Annotated in this window: 12 protein-coding genes, 1 tRNA gene and 1 pseudogene; 4 read left to right on the top strand and 10 right to left on the bottom strand. The window is 42.6% G+C overall.

The window, feature by feature from the left end:
* From IT392_02050 to IT392_02025, 6 genes and pseudogenes are all read right to left on the bottom strand, one after another.
* Positions 1-439: beta-lactamase family protein (locus tag IT392_02050; GenBank protein MCC6543267.1), on the bottom strand; the 439-nt coding region annotated here is incomplete at its 3' end.
* A gap of 112 nt (positions 440-551) precedes the next feature.
* On the bottom strand, positions 552-3,302 hold the full coding sequence (locus tag IT392_02045) for a DEAD/DEAH box helicase family protein (GenBank protein MCC6543266.1): 2,751 nt from the start codon (positions 3,300-3,302) through the stop codon (positions 552-554).
* Between the two features lie 28 nt (positions 3,303-3,330).
* Positions 3,331-3,576, bottom strand: coding sequence for a UPF0175 family protein (locus IT392_02040; protein ID MCC6543265.1), 246 nt, complete (start codon positions 3,574-3,576; stop codon positions 3,331-3,333).
* Positions 3,577-3,688: 112 nt separating this feature from the next.
* Positions 3,689-3,898, bottom strand: a complete 210-nt coding sequence (locus tag IT392_02035) for a DUF2283 domain-containing protein (GenBank protein ID MCC6543264.1) — start codon at positions 3,896-3,898, stop codon at positions 3,689-3,691.
* A 52-nt stretch (positions 3,899-3,950) separates the two neighbouring features.
* Positions 3,951-4,741, bottom strand: a pseudogene (locus IT392_02030) (IS1 family transposase).
* Between the two features lie 310 nt (positions 4,742-5,051).
* Positions 5,052-5,124 (bottom strand) — tRNA-Ser (locus tag IT392_02025).
* A 214-nt stretch (positions 5,125-5,338) separates the two neighbouring features.
* On the opposite strand from IT392_02025, the gene IT392_02020 reads away from it, so the two are divergent.
* Positions 5,339-6,082, top strand: coding sequence for a hypothetical protein (locus IT392_02020; GenBank protein ID MCC6543263.1), 744 nt, complete (start codon positions 5,339-5,341; stop codon positions 6,080-6,082).
* A gap of 11 nt (positions 6,083-6,093) precedes the next feature.
* On the opposite strand, the gene IT392_02015 is transcribed toward IT392_02020, so the two are convergent.
* A complete protein-coding gene (locus IT392_02015) occupies positions 6,094-6,330 on the bottom strand; it encodes a hypothetical protein (protein MCC6543262.1) in 237 nt (78 codons plus the stop codon).
* A gap of 96 nt (positions 6,331-6,426) precedes the next feature.
* On the opposite strand from IT392_02015, the gene IT392_02010 reads away from it, so the two are divergent.
* Positions 6,427-6,696 carry a hypothetical protein gene (locus IT392_02010; GenBank protein ID MCC6543261.1) on the top strand — a complete coding sequence of 90 codons (270 nt, stop codon included), beginning with the start codon at positions 6,427-6,429 and terminating at the stop codon, positions 6,694-6,696.
* On the top strand, positions 6,693-7,247 hold the full coding sequence (gene dcd, locus IT392_02005) for a dCTP deaminase (GenBank protein MCC6543260.1): 555 nt from the start codon (positions 6,693-6,695) through the stop codon (positions 7,245-7,247). Before IT392_02010 ends, dcd begins: the two co-directional genes overlap by 4 nt.
* A 174-nt stretch (positions 7,248-7,421) precedes the next feature.
* Here dcd and IT392_02000 read toward each other — a convergent pair whose 3' ends face one another.
* The 3 genes from IT392_02000 to IT392_01990 are packed head-to-tail and all read right to left on the bottom strand — an operon-like array spanning position 7,422 to position 14,185.
* Complete coding sequence (locus tag IT392_02000; protein ID MCC6543259.1) at positions 7,422-10,427, bottom strand: DUF1156 domain-containing protein; 3,006 nt, start codon at positions 10,425-10,427, stop codon at positions 7,422-7,424.
* Positions 10,424-11,053 carry a DUF3780 domain-containing protein gene (locus IT392_01995; protein MCC6543258.1) on the bottom strand — a complete coding sequence of 210 codons (630 nt, stop codon included), beginning with the start codon at positions 11,051-11,053 and terminating at the stop codon, positions 10,424-10,426. Before IT392_01995 ends, IT392_02000 begins: the two co-directional genes overlap by 4 nt.
* A gap of 21 nt (positions 11,054-11,074) precedes the next feature.
* The gene (locus tag IT392_01990) at positions 11,075-14,185 is read right to left on the bottom strand and encodes a DUF499 domain-containing protein (GenBank protein ID MCC6543257.1); all 3,111 of its coding nucleotides are present in this window, start codon (positions 14,183-14,185) and stop codon (positions 11,075-11,077) included.
* 458 nt (positions 14,186-14,643) lie between these two features.
* Between IT392_01990 and IT392_01985 the strand changes: the two genes are divergently transcribed.
* A complete protein-coding gene (locus IT392_01985; GenBank protein ID MCC6543256.1) occupies positions 14,644-15,567 on the top strand; it encodes an AAA family ATPase in 924 nt (307 codons plus the stop codon).
* The last annotated feature ends 111 nt before the right edge of the window (positions 15,568-15,678 follow it).

Raw genomic sequence — 15,678 nt, 5'->3', positions numbered from 1 at the left:
GCTGAATCAGGTGGCGAATAGTCACAACAGGGCTGTGATCCGAAGGATAGATTACATTAAACCATGGCAGATGCCTCGTTACCGGGTCATCGAGCCCCAGTTTACCCTGTTCCATCAATTGAAGTATGGCAACGACTGTGGGGATTTTTGTCATGGACCACCAGTGATAGACGGTCTCAGGCACGGCCTGTATGCCCCGCGGACCATCAGCGTAGCCAAAGGCACGGTTGTAAACAAGACGGCCATCTTTAACCACTGCTGCAGACAACCCGGGCGGACTGCCGGATGCAACAAGCCTTTCAAAAAAGGCATCTATTTCGTGGACATTGTTTACCTGCTCCGGCACCCTAGGCGGATGCGGTGCAAGATAATATAGGGTGATAATGACGAGAATGAGTAAGACAGTAACGAAGATAATTATCTTTGGAAATCTTTTCACTTAATTATAATAATTCAATGATGTTGTCTGCATCGTCGGTCGATGCAATAATACATCCTCCTGCAGAATGTTTGGAATAAGATAGCTAACATTTATTAGTTGAAAACGTCCCCTACCACCCTTTAGTCAGAATCTTCTTCTTTTCAAAATTATCCAGTACAAAACTGCAATCTTCCCAATTAATGGGTTTGATATTCTCCTGGTCCTGATATTTCTTATAGAATGGGTTGGTATCGCTTTCTGATAAATCACTAATTCTTTTCTCTGCATCTGCTACCTGATTTAGCGCCACCTCAACCCAGACATCTTCCAGTGTGTCCGGTATCTGTCCAAATAAGTCCTGGATGTTTCTGAGACGGTTTGACAATAATCTGTGAACCCTGTCTTCAACAGAATCTTTATACCGCATGTTGTAAATCCATATCTCTTCCCTTTCCTGACCAATTCGCTGAATCCGCCCTTTTCGTTGTTCCAGGCGCGTGGGGTTCCAGGGCAAGTCAAGATTAACGAGTGTACCTAGCGCCTGAAGGTTCAGTCCTTCACTGGCTGCATCTGTACCAAATAGCAGTTTTAAATGGCGGCTGCGAACCATTTTCTTTATATCTTCTTTTGACTTTCTATGATACATCCCATTTTCATAAATCCCGGACTTATCGCTACCTGCGTATAAACCAAAGGTGACGTTTTGATAATCTCTTGCAAACCTGTCGCAAACCCATTTGATAGTGTCGAAGTATTGTGAGAAAACTATGCAGCCTCTATTTATCCATGGTTCCTGTATAGTGTCGTCAATCAATATCTTCCTGAGTAAATCATATTTGGGGTCACGTTCCTGGTATTCTTCCAATATCTTCACAACTCTTTCAATGCATCGGCTCTCTTCTCCTGTCATGTTTTTAAATAGTGAGTCAGACTGATTGTCTCTTTCTTCCGCACTGACTTCTTCGCTGTAGTCATCATCATCTTCCTCTGTTGCCATTACCCAGTTGTTCAGTATGCCTCTGGCTGTTGAAAGCCCTGCATACATGGAACTGCATATCCTTCGAAGCAGCATGGTTTTAATTAATCCGCCGCTGTTTTTTAACCGCTGCCCAAACAACTGCGAAAACTCCTCTGCTGATTCATATGCGTCTGAAAGATGAGTGCTTAACTGTAAGCCCTCGTCATCACCTTCACCATACAGAATGACATTAATTGGCTTAAGGTACGGCTGGTTGGTTGCGGGATTAATGGTGGTCTCCAGAAATTTACGCTCACGCCTTATGATATGGCGGATAAACGGGTTGTGATTCTTAATAAAATTATCAGAGTAGATTATATTAACAATGGCCTTTTGCTGGGGTGTGAAACTATTTAAGGCGCTGCCTGAAATGACAAACTTATCAGCCGGCAGATTGATTAGTCTTCTTAACACGCCAAAGGTGTTGGGTTTTTCATCAGATGACGGAAACGGATTCCGCAACCAGTCCCATTTTTCATAATCCGAATCCAATTCCTCTCTGCCTGTAACCAGATGCAGGCTTTTACCAGCTTCACTCGTCCAGCGGCTCAGATTATCTCCTAAAACAAATTCATTACCCTGGGAGAGGATATATAATAAATCCCATGCTTCAATAGGATGTAATTGAACTGGTGTTGCTGTTGCCAGCAACATACTTTTGGTTCTCTGTGCAATTTCAATCAAAAAACCCATCAGGTTGTTAGGCTTAGGGGAATCATTTTCATTGCCGTTGCCTGAATTATTACGCCTTGCCCTGTGTGATTCGTCAACGATGATACATTCATAATTGAGCTTCATCAATTGTTCAGCAACTTTGGCCCTTGAGCGGACGATTAAGCCTTGCGAAATAATTCCCACCTTACGAGGGCATTTGCTTAATGCAAACTCCTCCTTTGCAGGGTATTCTATCTTATTTTCATCTACCCAGCATTTGCCGTTCCACACGGCCGAAGGCATATCCAGCAAATTCAACATTTCATCCTGCCACTGCCAAATGAGGGTTTTGGGGACAATTACCAGAATGGGTTTATCTCCTTCCAGGGCCATTAGCATGGCAGACAATGCTAACTGTATGGTTTTTCCCAAACCTACCATATCAGCCAGAACATACCTTGCCCCCATGCCTTTTTTGTGTGCCCTGTATGCTAAATCAACAAAGTATTTTTGATGCTCCCATAAACCAAACTCTTTTCTATAAACAGGACTCTCAATGACTGTTGCAGCCGGATTATCGGTTTTTCGCCAATCCGTAATTTCATAAATGACTTTCCTTTCAGAGATGCGCTTAATATCTTCAATGATAAATTTGCTTAGCGGCCTAGCCAGCGGATGCTCCCATAATGCATTGAATTCATCCTGCACCCAACTGACAGCAGTGTCATCATCATCCACCCAAGCCAATTCGTAATTCTGACTCCATCCGCTGTAGGTTTCATTCATACTGCCGAGGAATGCCACCTTCTTTCCATCGGTTCTGGTGATGACACCTGCCTTGCCGTGGATCAGGCCATAGACATCATTGGGGAGCACACGGACATCAATTTTATTGGTTATTAAGTATTGATAAAGTTTCCTGAGTCTCTCTGGAATGTGGGTTAACTCTTCTTCAGGCCTTCCTTCGCACCATTCCAGCTTCATGGCCTGTGGCTGGTCTTTTATGTATCTTACGTCATCTGCCTGTAGTTGTGAATTGCAGATAACGCGGACTTTGCCCTGCATCTGCTCAATATATTCACCAGCTACTTCTATAATAGAACTACTGAAATACCCTGCAATGCGGTCATAACTTGCAGCGTCCTTCAGAGCATCTTTAAAGAAAGCCTCTCCCAGATTGCCTGTTCTTGATGAAAAGCGATGGATCATTCCTCTCCAGCTTCCCGAAGTATAACAATCACAGCCTGCCCGAATCCTTTAATGTTTTTAAATCTTCTTCAAATTCGGCAATGTCATAATGTACTGGAATATTTCTGCTTGCAAGCAAATGCTGAAATTGCAGCCTGGTCATCCCTGCAAAACAGCTTGCCTGTGCAAGCGTCAGCTTTTCCTTTTGAAAAAGTAAGACAGCAATTTCCTGTTTGAATTCATCTTCCGTCAATCCGGCTGATTGAAGAACGTCGTCGGATATTAGAATGCTCATTGGTTTTGCCCTTCGTTAAAAATCATATGATATTTTAACTAATCCATCAATGCCTTTATTCCCCAGTATTAAAGGTTAAACACAGAATTAAATTCTTGAAATGCACAAGGCACTATGCAACATTAAGTTTCTTTTCCATTGACTTTAGGACGTCCTTAAACATCATGGAGGCATTGAATACTTCTACGCCAATAAGGTTGCCGCTGCTGTCAAGCTCCATATTTACACCCGGCGAGATATCTACCACCTCTGCTTCCTCTCCCTCTTTTCCAAGAAAAAGAATATCCTCTTCATCATCATAAAATACCTTAAAATCGTTCATTTTAATTTCCTCCACCTGCCTGTTTTTATCCTGTTTTCCTTTTGTCCTTCTTTCAAAGGTGTGTTGGCACCCCTGCCGCCATTGCTGGTGTAACCCTTAAAGATTGATGTATCCGGCAGAAATTATAATACATGAAATGAAGAGCGATTGCATGTCCTAACTTCTCAATCTTCTTAGAGAAAGCATTAGTAAGTCTGGTAAACCGTCTCATGTTCATACGCATAGTTATATTCTGTCGCTCTACATAGCTTGTGGATATGTTCTTTTCATCAGGGTTGACTGTAAGTTTATTTTTTAGTGTACCTATACACTTGGCAGGACTATATTTTTTTCGTTCTCTTCGGAAGTGCCATATAGGTTTACAAGCTGACTGAAATCAATGTCAGCACCAAAAGCATTCTCCACAGCATCAAGATACATTATGTGACCATCTGTAGTTAATTGCACTCTGTCCTTCATGCGGCCTGCTAAATCATTTATAAAGACTGTAGCATTCCCTATATCCCGTCTCCCGATATACCAGCTTGGCACAAGTTTAGAGTCTGCACAAATGGCGGTAATCGTCCCCACGTCCCCATAACCAAAGTGTCCCTTTTTATCTTTCGGTACATTCTTTTCTTTTGCATAACAGAATGCCCATATCTCATCACATTGAATGCGCTTGCAGGAAAGATCACGAAGGGCTTTATCCTGATATTCAGCACAAGCATTTCCGACATCGGCCAATAACTTTAAAACCTCCCCTTTGGCCGTATCAGTCATGTGGTAAGTTGCCCTGATGCTATTCCCTTCAACAAGGGCGGCGATGATTTGTTTCTGTTTTCCTGGTTTCAATCTGTTCATAGTTTAATCTTATTGACCGATCAAGCATTGTCAAGAAGAAAATAAAGGGGAGGCTTTTACACCTCCCCAAAGACTATTTAGACTTTTACCCAAATAGCCCATGCCTTACGCCCGTATTTCGAGGCATACAAACGTTTGCCTTTCACGGTAATATAGGCAACAAAGATCAGTTTCTTACCATCAATGATTTGTATCATTAGGGTTACTCCTTTCTGAGTGACCCCATTGACATGGATTACAGGTGTGATATTCTATGAAGTGCATATACACCAGTAAGCCCCAGGTCACTCGGTATTTGGGGCAAAGTAGGTACCGCTGGCCAGATTCGAACTGGCGCCTCCCCGTTTAGCAGACGGGCGCTCTTTCCTCTGAGCTACAGCGGCACATCTTAGACGCCTCATTCAGATGAGACTGAATGAGGCGTTTTTTATTTATCCATAAGATTACCATGCCACTAATTGCCATGTCAAGCGTTAATAGCATTACCACGTGATTAGCGTTACGTTAAACAGGTGACTCCTTAATGATCATGCTCTTGACATTATAAGATTAGAGATATATAATTCATTCTAAGAAAAATTAATAATGAGGAATAGAATGGAAGAGAATACAAAAAAGAAAAGACGTATCAGGAGCCCTGGTTATCCTATGATAGACTTGAAGGAGGCAATAGCAAAGGCCAAGATACTATGGGACAGAGATAAATCACACCCTATCCCTAAAGATGCTGTATTTGAGCATTTAGGGTATCAAATAGAGGGGGGTTACGGTGGTAGAATAATTGCTGCCTTAAAACAATTTGACTTGATTTATGAAAAACAGAATGATGTAATTTTAACCCAAAATGCGATAGATTTAGCTATCTATCCACATATAGATAACCACTACATAGAGATTGTAAAGAAAATTGCTTTAAAACCCTATACATATAACAAACTATATAGCGAAAATAATATCCATGAACTTTCAGATGCCTCATTAAAGGTTATATTAATTAAGAATTATAAATTCAACCCCGACAAGGTTGATGCTTTCATTAGTAATTTTCGTAGCACAATGGTGTTTGCTGGGTTGTCTGGATTAGGGAAACAAGAAGAAACAATAGAAGGAGAGGTACCTAAAGAAATGATCCGTGAAACACCAGTGTTCGATACTCAACGTGCTAAAAGTTCAATATTTAGGGGAGCCAAGTCATTTGATATTCCTCTATTAGAAGAAAATAGCGCAACTATTACCTTCCAAAAGTTCCCTCTTGAAAAAAATGACATTGACCTTCTAAAGAAATGGTTTGAAGTGTATGCTGTGGCTTTAGAAAAGAAATGCAGTCGCGAGGAAGAATAAAGCCCCACTTGTCACTTCTTTGACCACCTAACCTGTGCGGCTTTTCTGGCAATATCCTTTCGTTGTTCTTTGGTAAGGGCTTTCGCTCTGGCAGGGCCGCCCTTCTTACCCCCTAATCTTCCAAGGGCAACGGCGGCAGGGTTCTTCTCAGACATGATCTCTTTGGCGGGTTCTTTAGTGGCCTCTTCTACTATCTTTGAAGCGAGGATATTTATATCTGACTCTTTCTTGCTTGTCCGCTTAGGCATGTTTTATTATAACATAATTTAGAAAGTTGTAACTACTAAAGGATGCTTGCTTTTTTAATAAAAGTTGGTATAACTATTATAAAAAAAGGGGGCACCATGCAACTAAAAGAATTAAAAGAAGGCTGGTTAAAATGCGATATTTCAGATGGAATGTTTTCAAATGAAAAAGCGATAAAATGTAATAGTGCAACCAGTGATATTTTCTCTTTTTTTGTTCATCAATCTCTTGTAGATGAAAAAAGAACCGCAGTCAGGGTTAGTATTATTGACTGTCAAGGTAAATATTGTACTATTTATCTTCCTGTTGAACCAGTTGAAGGTATTAGCAGAACAGTGTTGGTTTCTCAAGAGGATATTTTAAGGTGATCCTTGGCAATAGGGAGATAAGAAAGGCCCTGACAGAAGGGAACATCATTATCGAACCTCCCCCCAGGGAACCTTTTGATTCAACAGCTGTAGATTTAAGATTAAATGATTCAATACTACTACCCAAAAAAGGACTTTCTCTTTCTTTTGATTTAAGACAAAAAGGAATAGCTACTACATTAAGCCAGTTTTATGAACATCATCTAATTAGCCCTGCGGGTGGATTTGTTCTGCAACCAATGCAATTTGCAATTGCCAACACCTTAGAGTATATTAAGTTACCGATAAAAGCTAATACACCATGTTTTGCAGCACGCGTAGAAGGCAAAAGTTCTCTTGCCAGGTGTGGTTTAATAATCCACTTTACAGCACCAACCATACATGCCGGTTTCAATGGTACAATCACATTGGAATTAATGAATCTTGGGAGTTACTCTATAAATCTTTATCAAGGCATGTCAATTTGTCAATTGATCTTTGAGAGGGTTGAAGGTGAAATAGACTTCTCTCCAAGTCAGTTTCAGGGACAAAAAACTCCCGAAGGTTCCTAACCTTTCTCAATCCTAAAATTCAAACTGACCCACTACCTATAACCTGTTTGATTATCTACAAATCGTTACTGTGCCTCATCGTATATCTTTTTCGGCAAATTGTAGTCTATCTTCCGCAGGGTGAGTCTTGTTGTAATATGTTTAGAATATATTATAGCCGGCATTCTTATTTATCTACACCCCATCATTGCGAAGCAATTCAACTAAGTATTTGGCATACATGGCCGGGCTTTCCCAGTGCTGCATATGGTCAATATGTTCGGTAGTGCTGAGGTAGCGTAACAACTCCATGATGGTTTGCCGCTTGTCCCAGTAATTTTCTACCTCGTTCTTGAGCCAGGCACGGCCTGCCTGTGCATTTTGCTCTTTCTCGCTTTGGGCAATAGCCATGAGCGCCTGCCTGAGGAGGCTGTTGCTGAAGGCATCAGCGCCCCTAAGTCCCCGGCTGCCAAACTCGGATGGGGTTTTCAGCCGGGCATGATTGGCCTTAGTGCTTGCCAACAAGTCCTTGTATTGCTTTATGCCAAAGCCTTTTGCAAGTTCCTGATACGCCCCGACATTGTAGACATTCTGCTTTTCAAGCTGAATTCCCTTAATAAAGAATCGCTCTTCTGATTCGATATTTCTCCATGTGTAACTGTCAAATTCAAGCGGGATTAGATAATTATTGGCGACCCTTTTTGCATTTTCTATAACCTCTACAAGCGGTCCATTATACCCGCCTTCCCTCGGCTTTGATAATTCATAGGCAACATCTATATCCCCAATCTTCTTGTATGAAGTAAGTATCTTTAATGCAGCGGCATAGGCGCCCTGAATGTAATCAGGTTCAGCAAAATTAGGGTCTTCTTTGTCGTCAAGGGCCTTCATGGAATCTATCTGCTCCTTGACCACCATTTCAATCTCAAAGTTAAGCTCATCTAAAAAGGCCGTGTGTGATTCAACCTGTTTTCTCAGGACGAGTAGTACAGTTGCTTTGATGTAATTGCCTTCTTTAAAACCTCCGCTTTCTGTTTCAGTTGCAATGGTCCAGGCGGCAGTTACTTTTAATCCCGCGCTCCATAAGATCAATGCAAGCTCAGCGTAAATAGCAGGGTCTTGATGGGTAAACATCACCACCTGCATGCCGTCATCAGGCATGTGCTGTGCCAGATTACAGTAGATCTCTACCATACTTTGATTGAATGCTTCTCCTGATCCTTTTACTGCCAATATTCGCTTGCTATCACTGTACCAATCGGGAAAATATGTTTCAAGAAATCTTTTATTCCAGGATAGGAAAAACTCACTTAATTCGTGATAGTTTACAGCATCTGCATATGGTGGGTCAGTAATCCAATAATCAACTTTTTGTTTAATAATTCTTGCATCAATAATTTCGATTGTCGAATCTGTTTTATAATTCTGCCCATTTATATTTATTATATATGAGGAATAACACGCCGCTAAACCGCGACATGGGAAACTGAAAAATGTATTTAATGCTTGATTATAAAAAGTATTATTGTTTTTATCAAAGCCTGAATTCCACCAGGTTAACTTAGAGTTATAATCAGAAATAGTTCCCAAGCCAAACTTATTAAAAACTAATTTATTTTTATTGGTGGTTAACTCTTCTGCTTTTTCTGAAAATAAACCGGATAATAGAAGCTGCCTCGGATTAAACAACTGATGCCAATACTGCCAGCCACGTTCACGAATTGGTTGTGATGTATTGTAACCTTCCTCAATTTTATTTGAAGGGATATAACCCTTGCGCTGCCAGTCTGCAAATCGTTCCGTAAGGAGTTCAATTACCTTCTGCTCCCGCTTAAGGTCCATCTCATCAGGGGCCTTATAGTGAACTGTGCCGTAGGTGGCATCTGTGGCAGGTGCAGGTTTTTTCAGGAACTGTTGCCATGTCTTCTTATTGTTCTTCTCAAGATACTTGATGGCATAAAGCCTCTCCTGAAAGACATCATCCGGTCTTGGTAGAAACTCGTCGGCCTCCCACTTGCGCAGGCCATAAATGGGATTACCAGCAGTATCTTTGTCATCCCTGCGAAGCCTGTCAATATCCGTCGTTTTTGTGCAGTGCGGACACCACAATTTACTATCTTTAACCGTAGCGAGCCGCTCTGCTTCAGCTAATTCTTCGTTAGAAGCGTTTGAGATTATTTTTATATCAAAATTATGATTAGTCGGGTTGTAAACCGGCATGGCCACTGTCCCTGTTTTTTTACTAACCCACCAACTCGGCGCCATAGGCACTCTGGTTTTACATTCCGGACAGGTGGTTTCATTGCAATACAGGTAGTATTTCGCCATCCAGCCTTTTTCGTTCTTCTCAATTCCCCATTCTTCCACCTGTGCGGCTACGGCGTCAAAGACCTTCTCCTGAAAACCTTTCAGCTTTTGTATCTCTTCATCAGGCAGGCTCAGGATATTCAGTCCGGCCCATGTAAGCAATCCTGACAATGGGTTCAGGTCGCTGGCATAAACAGGCAGGCCCATGCGGGCAGCTTCAAATGGTATGGAGCCGCCTCCGGAAAAGCAGTCACCAACAGTGGGGACATGGCCAAACTTTTTAGTGCCAAGTTCCCTTATCAATTCAGGAAGGGTCTTGGCATTTGTCCCTAAGTGTTCATTTATCTCTGCCCATGTCTTTTCATCAGACAGGGTTGTTTCTTCAGGACGAAGGCAGTATTCCAAACGATCATCATAACTTAAACGGTCAAAGGCAAGATGAGTTGCCTCCTCCTGCTCCTTTTTTCCTATACCAGCTTTCCATGATAGTGCACTCAAATTGGTCTTTTGCGCCTGTTTAATGAGCTTGTCCTGATTGTCTGCATTGTCGGTAAATAAGTCCACAGGGACTTCAAAGAATCTCTTCAATTCCCTGAAGGTAAGATTCTCCATGATTATTTCCTTTTTCATGGGCTTGTTTTTCCTGCGCCACACGCCATTGGCATCCATCATAAGGATCTTTAAAAAAATCTCCCTGTCTTTAACCGGATCGTTGCCGGAAGGCATGAGCAGGCCCAGGATAGCGGCCCTGACCAGTATCAATGGTTTTCGACCCCACCATTTGCCGAGACCTGTTAATGTCTGGCTCTGGCCGGCCTTGCGCTCTTTATAACTTTCCTTGGATATCTTACTGACAGGGAACTGAACTTCTATGAAGGATTTTTGTTCTGTCATGCCTTGATCTTATAATGCTCAATAGCATCGTTTACATACTGGTCAAAGATGCTCCGCTGCTGATATTTATCGGTGACCGGGTTTTCCGTCAGGGCGTAGCGGATTGCGGTTCGCCAGCCGTATTTTGAGTGGACATCACCGGTGCTCGCATTGGTCATTGTAAAAAGCCACCAGCGTTCTTCGGGCTTCAGCCCCTGCCAGTTTTTGATGGCAGTCGGGATCACTTTGATGTCGCAATCTTCAATAGCCCAGCAGAGCAATGTCATTTCCTTGCCCAATAATAGCTGAACGACATTCTGTCCCTGTTTCCATGCCCCCCCCTTTAGACCATATTCTTTGAGGCGATGATTAAATTCCGTGCGAAGCGCAGATTCTATCTCTTTCCACTTGAGTTTAGAAAGCTCGCACTTCAAACGGTCAAAACGCTGATCAATCTTTTGCTCAGGCGGTTCAAACAGGGATAGCTCCGCAGCCAGTTTATCCGGATTTTCATCCATGCTGCCCCAGTCAAACCGCTCGTAAATAAGCACCTTGCCTGTCGCGGTCTTTGGTATTACCACGAGGAAGTGATGCCTTGACTCAGAAGGTTTGAAGCCAAAGCCTATAACATCTTTATTCTTAGACATATTGTGCCTTATCGCTAACGGTTACTGAATAATCTCTTCCTGCTTAAGGCTGGCAGTCTGTAATTGTTTAGCAGCCATCCAGTCTTCAAATGCCTGGCCTGTCGGAAATATTACCGCACTAAATTGCAGGGATGTATTGAAATCCCCATCACCCGACAGTGCGTCTCGCATAAAACCTATTTGCGCCTCCACCTGCTCCCTGGTCAGTACCAATGAATCATCAAAATTGGTCTGTGCCCAGTGGTCTTTACCATCCCGTTTAAAAGAAAAGTTGAGGAATATACCTTTGAAAGAGGCCCCATGTTTTTGAAATAATTCCAGTTCCTCATAGGTGTTTTTATTATTGCTGGTGTTGTACATGCCACGCTTTTGATAGGTAAGCGGTCTGTTCCTGTCAATCTTTAAACCTTCAGCCCTGGTCCAGTCAATACGGATTTCCAGCTTCTCACTCCAGACGCCCTTCTTTTCAGCAATAGCCAGTACAAACCGTGTGTCTCCGGGGATGATGAAGTCATTAACATATTTTGCGCCGCTGTCTTTAGGGTCTGATCCATCAGTAGTGTAAAGAATGACTGCATCATCGGCTGATGCCTCCAGCTTTACCTTCTTTTCATCACCCGCATCATAAACCTTATAACGAAGGTTTAACTTGTTTACCCACTTATATGGCTGTCCGGTTGTATGGGCGCCTTTACTATCCACGCATAGGAAATGCATAGTCATTTCATCTGTGCGCCAGTTGTTGAAGTCGGTTATTTTATCAGAGAGCGTAGTGGGCGGCTGGTCATATTCATAGTGCACTACATCGCCAAACCTGGGAATGATCCTCAGGACAGCTTCACTCTTGTTTTTGTCCGGCCATGTTGCCTGCACTGTAACAGAGGTATCCTCTTTAGGAGGATTTTTCTGAATATAATTGCCTGCCTGAAACCATACACCCGTTCTCAGACAATGGTCAATCAATTCTTCCAATGCCTTTGGATGATGCCATTGCCAAGCGGGGTTGGTCGCAGCACGGTTCTTTAAATCCTCCTTCCGCATTTCATCCAGCGTGAATAATCGGGCGAGACATTTCTGGCGGAAGTTTTCGGATTTGGGGTCTTCGTTTGTGAATTTCTGCTTTTCTGTTAACAGCTTGCGGATTTGTTCTTCCCCATTAAAATTGTTGCCGGAAAACTGCATCAGGAAATCAGAGTCTACCAGTGTATCCTGTCCCCGGAAGCTGAACGGATAGTATAATTTTACAAATGTCTCCCTGGCTGCTGTTAAAAAGGCCAGGTTGATCTTGTGTTCCCGATCAACCGCCATTTCAAACTGGGGATTATTCTCAGGAACCCGTTCATTCCGCATGTTGGCAATAATCCGTTGAATGGCCTTGTGCTCCTTTGCTTTGCGTAGCAGGTTGTCCATGGTGTTGCGATCACCAGTGAGGAACATTACCCTGTTTTTGAATTGCGTGTCATCATACAACCTCTGCAGGTCGGGATTTATGCCTCCCTCTGCGATGTTTGGTTCAAATAATACCAGCGAAATCTTCCCTTCTTCCAGCTTGATCTGATCAATTGCCGGAAATACCAGGACATTCTGGTAGCAGTCATTTATCGTCGGGCGGAAGCGGTCTTCAAGAAATTTGCGGACTTCAAGTCTTGCACTGTCCTCATCATATCCATCAATCAGACTGTTCAGTTCTGCAATCAGGTTTCGCACATTCTGGAAATGGAGGCGGCCGTCTTTATCGCTGTGTATATACCACGCCTGACCCAGGAATTCTTCAAACGCGTTGCGGTAGTTAGTGATGTCTTTGCCGGGTTCTACCAGATAGCCAACCAGCTCATGCTGGGTTAAACCTAACAATGCATGGGGTACATCCGCCAGGCTTGATACCAATAGCAGCTTCGCAAGCTGAGAGACGAATTCTATGTTATATTGCCGGTCTACCAATTCAGCAGTTGCACGGCCTTCATTGGCAATGTCTTTACTTATGGCATTACCAAGTGAAGGTTTGATTTGACTAATAGTCGTGTTCATGGATGTCTCGTTCAGGTCTATGTCAAACACATTGATGAGAAAACGTCTTCCCGCAAGGCCGGTTTCCCACATTGATGTAACAACTTTACGCATTAAACGAATGAGGTCACGGGTCTGCTGGAAGTTCTGGTTTTCCCTGAAACGTTCATACAGTTCACGCACTGAGGGATGGAATGGATACGATTCCTTAATGCCTGTAAAGATCTTGTCCGGATTATAAGTGGTGAAGCCAAGATTTTTTGCTTCCTCAACCTTGTCCTTATAAGCAATTGCAATTTCATTGACAACATCCTTTGCAGGCAGCCTTGCAAATAGCTTTGTCCTTAGAATATCATAAATCTCATCAGAGGAACTCCCCACAGGCTGTACATCTAATGCAAAGCGGTTAACCTCCCCTTCAAGATTAGGGAAAGTGGATTGCAGCAACCGGGTGCCGCTTTGGTAAGTAGCCTTGAGGTCTGCAATGACTACCAGTACATTGTTTAACTCCTGCCTGTTTAATGCATTGAACAGATTAGCCAGGGCAGTTGTTGTTACAATAGATAAATCACCGGCGCCGACTGTGATGGTCTTCGCATTTTCAAGATAGGGCGGCAGCTCATCCAATAAAATCAGCTTGGGTGAGCCCTTCAGCATATTAATCCACTCACTCGGCCCCGGCGCCCTTAATGCCCCCTCCCAAAGTGATTTAAATTCTGCCTCACGATTTAATTGTTTTGCTATAACACCCCAGATACCATTTGGAACATTGCTTTCACGGCCTGAGAAGGCAAGAACAGTAACCTCACCAAGACCTTCATCATTGTAGTCTGTACCTATTATGGCCTTTCGATGAGCTGGGTGCCTGGCGAGTAGACCCAGCGAAATCATGTTGTGTGTTTTGCCGCCACCCATACTCTGGGTAAGCTTGATCAATTTCTGCTGACTCTTGCCTTTGAAGCGTTCAAAGGCAGTTTTCAGCAATACTGACATGCCCTGGGTTTTATAATTGGTCTCAAAGAAGAGCGCTGAATCAATCCGGTTTTCAATCAGGTCAGTGATATCCTGAACATCAGTATCTTGTTCAAATGTGCGTGGTGTGCAGAGCTGTTTGAGTTGGTTCATAATATTGTATTTATAGCTTCTGTCTTTCTGATTTCAGCTTATTATTAACCAAGGAGTTGCATTAGATTAGCAAGATGGGGTTTTTCTGTCAATGGAGATTTAGTAACATTCATGTGCATACAGTTGTTAGGTGGTTATTTATAGCATGTTCATTCATTCTATTAAGATAAATAGTCCCTATTTAACTCAGTCCTTATTTAACTCCGCAATAGAGGGGGAAGATCGCTACCATTTGGAACTATTCACATTTGACTTCTCCGCTCTGTATTATACATTACTTTGGTGTCCACTTTTTTCATATTACCTCGGGTGGCTATCAAATAAAGTAATAGACATAATCACCGGATGAGTTTTATAATTTAACTCAGAAACAGTGGGGAATAAAGTTGAAGTTCGACAAAACTCCAATCCGAAGAAATCCGCACCTCTGAAATGGAAAGGCTGGTGGAGGTTAAAACATGCAAATAGCACACATAGACATTCAGAATTTTAGAAAACTCAAGTCCTGTCGCGTAGAGTTCTCTGATAAGGAAACTGTTTTTGTTGGTGCCAACAATAGCGGCAAAACATCCGCCATGGATGCCTTGGTGTTGTTTCTAAAAAAATCAAAGCGTAAGGATGTGTCCACTACTGACTTCACGCTTTCCAATTGGTCTGCCATCAACCAAATCGGGGCGGACTGGATTTCGAATACTGACAAAAACGCTCTGGATCTTGCCGGCTCGTTATGGGAACCTCTTGTGCCAACAATTGATATTTGGATTCAGGTGAAAGATAACGAAATCCATTATGTCTGCCACATCATACCAAAATTGGATTGGTCTGGCGGGTTATTGGGAGTTCGCCTCATCCTTGAACCAAAGAATATAGAGGATCTATACAAGGGATATAAAGCCGCATATGAGTCCGCAAAAAGCACAACGGATTCGCGTAAAACAGGCTCTGAAGAAGACAATAAATCTTTGCTTTCTTTGTGGCCACAATCTATGCGTTATTTTCTGGAAAAGGAAGGGATATTGCACAAATATTTTGTAGTTCATGCATATGTTCTTGACCCATCGAAATGTAATAATAATATACCTCAAAGTCTTCCATCGGGATCAGAGCCACTTGACGGTGATCCGCTCGATGGACTTTTCAAAATTGACATTATCAATGCTCAGCGTGGATTCTCGGATCCAAACACTGGCGAAGGTTCTACAAATAGACGGCTATCTTCACAACTTAGACAATACTATGAGAAACATTTAGATCCTGTTGAGCTGCCGGATACCAGCGATCTTGACGCATTGGAAGCTATCGAAACAGCCAGGACGGTATTTGATGCTAAACTGAAGATGAGTTTTAGTTCTGCCATCAGTGAACTTGAACCTCAAAGGTAAAGTAAATTCCATACCCCAGGGCAATGAAAATTCCATAGTGAAAGTCAGTATATATCAGGTAGTGATTTGATACAGATCCTGTAGGATTCCTCCTTGAATGAGACAAGGAGG

It is taken from the genome of Nitrospirota bacterium (assembly GCA_020846775.1).
Classification (GTDB): Bacteria; Nitrospirota; 9FT-COMBO-42-15; order HDB-SIOI813; family HDB-SIOI813; genus RBG-16-43-11.
Note: the sequence above shows the minus strand (reverse complement) of the source record. Positions and strands in the feature narration are given on the sequence as shown.

Excerpts from the sequence above, each read along its gene's own strand:
- IT392_02045 (MCC6543266.1), bottom strand. The coding sequence starts at position 3,302 with ATGATCCATCGCTTTTCATCAAGAACAGGCAATCTGGGAGAGGCTTTC.
- IT392_02040 (MCC6543265.1), bottom strand. The coding sequence starts at position 3,576 with ATGAGCATTCTAATATCCGACGACGTTCTTCAATCAGCCGGATTGACG.
- IT392_02035 (MCC6543264.1), bottom strand. The coding sequence starts at position 3,898 with ATGAACGATTTTAAGGTATTTTATGATGATGAAGAGGATATTCTTTTT.
- IT392_02020 (MCC6543263.1), top strand. The coding sequence starts at position 5,339 with ATGGAAGAGAATACAAAAAAGAAAAGACGTATCAGGAGCCCTGGTTAT.
- IT392_02015 (MCC6543262.1), bottom strand. The coding sequence starts at position 6,330 with ATGCCTAAGCGGACAAGCAAGAAAGAGTCAGATATAAATATCCTCGCT.
- IT392_02010 (MCC6543261.1), top strand. The coding sequence starts at position 6,427 with ATGCAACTAAAAGAATTAAAAGAAGGCTGGTTAAAATGCGATATTTCA.
- IT392_02000 (MCC6543259.1), bottom strand. The coding sequence starts at position 10,427 with ATGACAGAACAAAAATCCTTCATAGAAGTTCAGTTCCCTGTCAGTAAG.
- IT392_01995 (MCC6543258.1), bottom strand. The coding sequence starts at position 11,053 with ATGTCTAAGAATAAAGATGTTATAGGCTTTGGCTTCAAACCTTCTGAG.
- IT392_01990 (MCC6543257.1), bottom strand. The coding sequence starts at position 14,185 with ATGAACCAACTCAAACAGCTCTGCACACCACGCACATTTGAACAAGAT.
- IT392_01985 (MCC6543256.1), top strand. The coding sequence starts at position 14,644 with ATGCAAATAGCACACATAGACATTCAGAATTTTAGAAAACTCAAGTCC.